Origin of the sequence: Mesorhizobium sp. M7A.F.Ca.US.005.03.2.1 (assembly GCF_003997795.1) — a bacterium.
In the GTDB taxonomy this organism is placed as follows: domain Bacteria; phylum Pseudomonadota; class Alphaproteobacteria; order Rhizobiales; family Rhizobiaceae; genus Mesorhizobium; species Mesorhizobium ciceri.
Genome location: NZ_RZRP01000671.1, coordinates 1 through 3,535 on the forward strand (window position 1 = coordinate 1; position 3,535 = coordinate 3,535).

At 62.8% G+C, this 3,535-nt stretch carries 1 protein-coding gene; it reads left to right on the forward strand.

Annotation, left to right across the window (positions count from 1 at the left end; genetic code table 11):
- The first annotated feature begins 505 nt into the window (after nucleotides 1-505).
- Nucleotides 506-3,457: a DNA polymerase I gene (polA, locus tag EN991_RS28025; protein WP_164753475.1), complete on the forward strand. Its 2,952-nt coding sequence runs from the start codon at nucleotides 506-508 to the stop codon at nucleotides 3,455-3,457.
- Nucleotides 3,458-3,535: the final 78 nt, after the last annotated feature.

Here is a 3,535-nt window from a genome sequence, read left to right on the forward strand (position 1 = left end):
GACTTGATCCTGAGCAAGCCGAACAGGCGCTCGAGGCTCTGGTCGAGATTCTTGTCGAGACGGTCGAGGACGGGGGAAACTGCGGACATATGTGAAGCCTTTCGATTCAGAACCGGAACCGTAAAGGCATGACGGGAAAACGAAAAGCCCGCGATCATTGGACCACGGGCTGCAAACGTCTCTGCGAGGCAAAAAAAGACCGCCGTGGTGGAGGGGGAACCACGGCGGCCTTCTACTCGAAACGATGCGGCAGCCCGGAGAGGGGGGATAGGCTGCCGCAGGTGTCCGGGATAGGCGGGGGACGGGCCTTGCTCCGGACTCGGCGAAAACTGCCGATGACGTGTATTTGGGTCTCTGAACGTGGCGATTCAAGGGCACGAAAATTACAGTTTTGTAACATGGCCGTGAGCAGGGTGACGGCGATCTGTCAGGGTGTTGCCGGAACCGATAGTCGAGGCTGCCTTTGGCATGGACCAAGCCGCCGCGCCGCGCTATCCCTGCCGGCATGAAAAAAGGCGATCATCTCTTCCTTGTCGACGGCTCCGGCTACATCTTCCGTGCCTATCACGCGCTGCCGCCGCTGACCCGCAAATCCGACGGCCTGCCGGTCGGCGCCGTTTCCGGCTTCTGCAACATGCTGTGGAAGCTGATGCTCGACGCCCGCAATACCGATGTAGGCATCGTGCCGACGCATTTCGCCGTCATTTTCGACTATTCGTCAAAAACCTTCCGCAACGACCTCTACCCCGAATACAAGGCCAACCGCTCGGCACCGCCGGAAGATTTGATCCCGCAATTCGGCCTGATCCGCCAGGCGACCAGGGCGTTCAACCTGCCCTGCGTCGAGATCGAAGGCTACGAGGCTGACGATCTGATCGCCACCTATGCGAGGCTCGCCTGCGAAGCCGGCGGCGATACCACCATCATCTCCTCCGATAAGGATTTGATGCAACTGGTTGGCGATACGGTCGCCATGTACGACCCGATGAAGGACCGCCAGATCGGCATTCCGGAGGTCATCGAGAAATGGGGCGTGCCGCCGGAGAAGATGGTCGACCTGCAGGCGCTGACCGGCGATTCGGTCGACAATGTGCCTGGTGTGCCCGGCATCGGGCCGAAGACGGCGGCGCAACTGCTCGAACAGTTCGGTGACCTAGACACGCTGCTGGCCCGGGCCGGCGAGATCAAACAGGACAAGCGCCGGGAATCGATCATCGCCAACGCCGACAAGGCGCGCATTTCTCGTCAGCTGGTGACGCTGATGAACGATGTGCCGGTGACCGAGGGTCTGGAGGATTTCGTCCTGCACGCGCCCGACGGCCCGAAGCTGATCGGTTTCCTCAAGACCATGGAATTCACCTCGCTGACCCGCCGTGTCGCGGAAGCGACCAGCACCGAGGCCGGCGACGTCCAGGCCGTCGCGGTCACCGTCGAACGCGCCGATCATGCCCATGGCCCAGACGTTGGCGCCGGTTTGCCGCCGGTTGCCCGAAACGCGCCTGGCACTGAACCGGACGAAGCCGGCGGGACGGCGGAGACGTCAAAACAAGGCGATACCCCCTCCCTGCTCGCGGCACTAAGGCTGGAGCGCGCGGCCACCGGCAAGATCGACATTTCGGCCTATCACTGCATCCGCGATATCTCGACCCTGAAAGCCTGGGTCGCCGAGGCACGGGAGGCTGGCATCGCCGCCTTCGACGTCAGGGCGACATCCGCCGATCCGATGCAGGCGGAACTGATCGGCATGGCCATCGCCACGGCTCCCGGACGCGCCGCCTACATTCCCTTCGCCCATATGAGCGGCAATGGCGACCTGCTCGGTGGTGGCGCGCTCGAAAACCAGATTCCGCTGCGCGAGGCGCTGGCGGTGCTGAAACCGCTGCTCGAAGACAGATCGGTTCTCAAGATCGCGCAGAACCTGAAATACGATCTTGTCATCATGAGCCGCTACGGCGTCGATGTCGCACCGTTCGACGACACGATGCTGATCTCCTACGTGCTCGATGCCGGTACGCCCCATGGTCACGGCATGGATGCGCTTGCCGAAAAGTGGCTCGGTCATACCCCTCTTCAGCTCAAGGACGTGACCGGCTCGGGCAAAAGCTCGGTCGGTTTCGATCAGGTCGACATCGACAAGGCGACGGCTCATGCCGCCGAAGACGCCGATGTGACGCTGCGGCTCTGGCTGGTGCTGAAACCGCGGCTTGCCGCCAAGGGCCTGGTGTCTGTCTATGAGCGGCTGGAGCGGCCGCTGGTGCCGGTGCTGGCGCGCATGGAACAGCGCGGCATCTCGGTCGACAGGCAGATCCTATCGCGGCTCTCCGGCGAATTGGCGCAGGGCGCCGCTCGCCTCGAAGAGGAAATCTACCAGCTCATCGGCGAACGCATCAACATCGGTTCGCCAAAGCAGCTCGGCGACATCCTGTTCGGGCGCATGGGCCTGCCCGGCGGTTCCAAGACCAAGACCGGCCAGTGGTCGACGTCGGCGCAGCTTCTCGAAGATCTCGCCGCCGAAGGTCACGAACTGCCGCGCAAGATCGTCGACTGGCGCCAGCTGACCAAGCTGAAATCGACCTATACCGATGCGCTGCCCGGCTTCATCCATCCCGACACCAAGCGCGTCCACACCTCCTACGCATTGGCCGCGACGACGACGGGACGCCTGTCGTCCTCCGACCCGAACCTGCAGAACATTCCGGTGCGCACCGCCGAAGGCCGCAAGATCAGGACCGCCTTCATCACCGACAAGAGCCATCGGCTGGTCTCGGCCGACTACAGCCAGATCGAATTGCGGGTGCTCGCCCATGTCGCCGAGATCCCGCAACTGCGGCAGGCTTTCGCCGACGGCGCCGACATCCACGCCATCACCGCGTCGGAGATGTTCAACGTGCCGGTCGAAGGCATGCCCTCGGAGGTTCGCCGCCGCGCCAAGGCGATCAATTTCGGCATCATCTACGGCATTTCGGCCTTCGGTCTCGCCAACCAGTTGTCGATCCCGCGCGAGGAAGCCGGCAACTACATCAAGAAATATTTCGAGCGCTTCCCCGGCATCCGCGATTACATCGAGGAGACCAAGGCTTATGCCCGCGAGCATGGCTTTGTCGAAACGATCTTCGGCCGCCGCATCCATTACCCCGACATCCGCTCCTCGAACCCGTCCCTGCGCGCTTTCAACGAGCGAGCCTCGATCAACGCCCGCCTGCAAGGCACCGCCGCCGACATCATCCGCCGTGCCATGATCCGCATGGAGGAGGCGCTGGAAAGAGCAGGGCTTTCGGCACGCATGCTGCTGCAGGTGCATGACGAACTGATCTTCGAGACCGTCGAGGCGGAAGTCGAGGCGACGATCCCGGTCGTGCGTCATGTCATGGAAAACGCGGCGATGCCGGCGGTCTCGATGTCGGTGCCGCTGCATGTCGACGCGCGCGCCGCCAACAATTGGGACGAGGCGCATTAGCACCAACGCAAGGTGTGTTGAGATTCAGATCAGGCCGAGTCGAAAATGGTGGATTCCGGGAGCCGGAGCGGAGCGTAC

Excerpts from the sequence above, each read along its gene's own strand:
- polA (WP_164753475.1), top strand. The coding sequence starts at position 506 with ATGAAAAAAGGCGATCATCTCTTCCTTGTCGACGGCTCCGGCTACATC.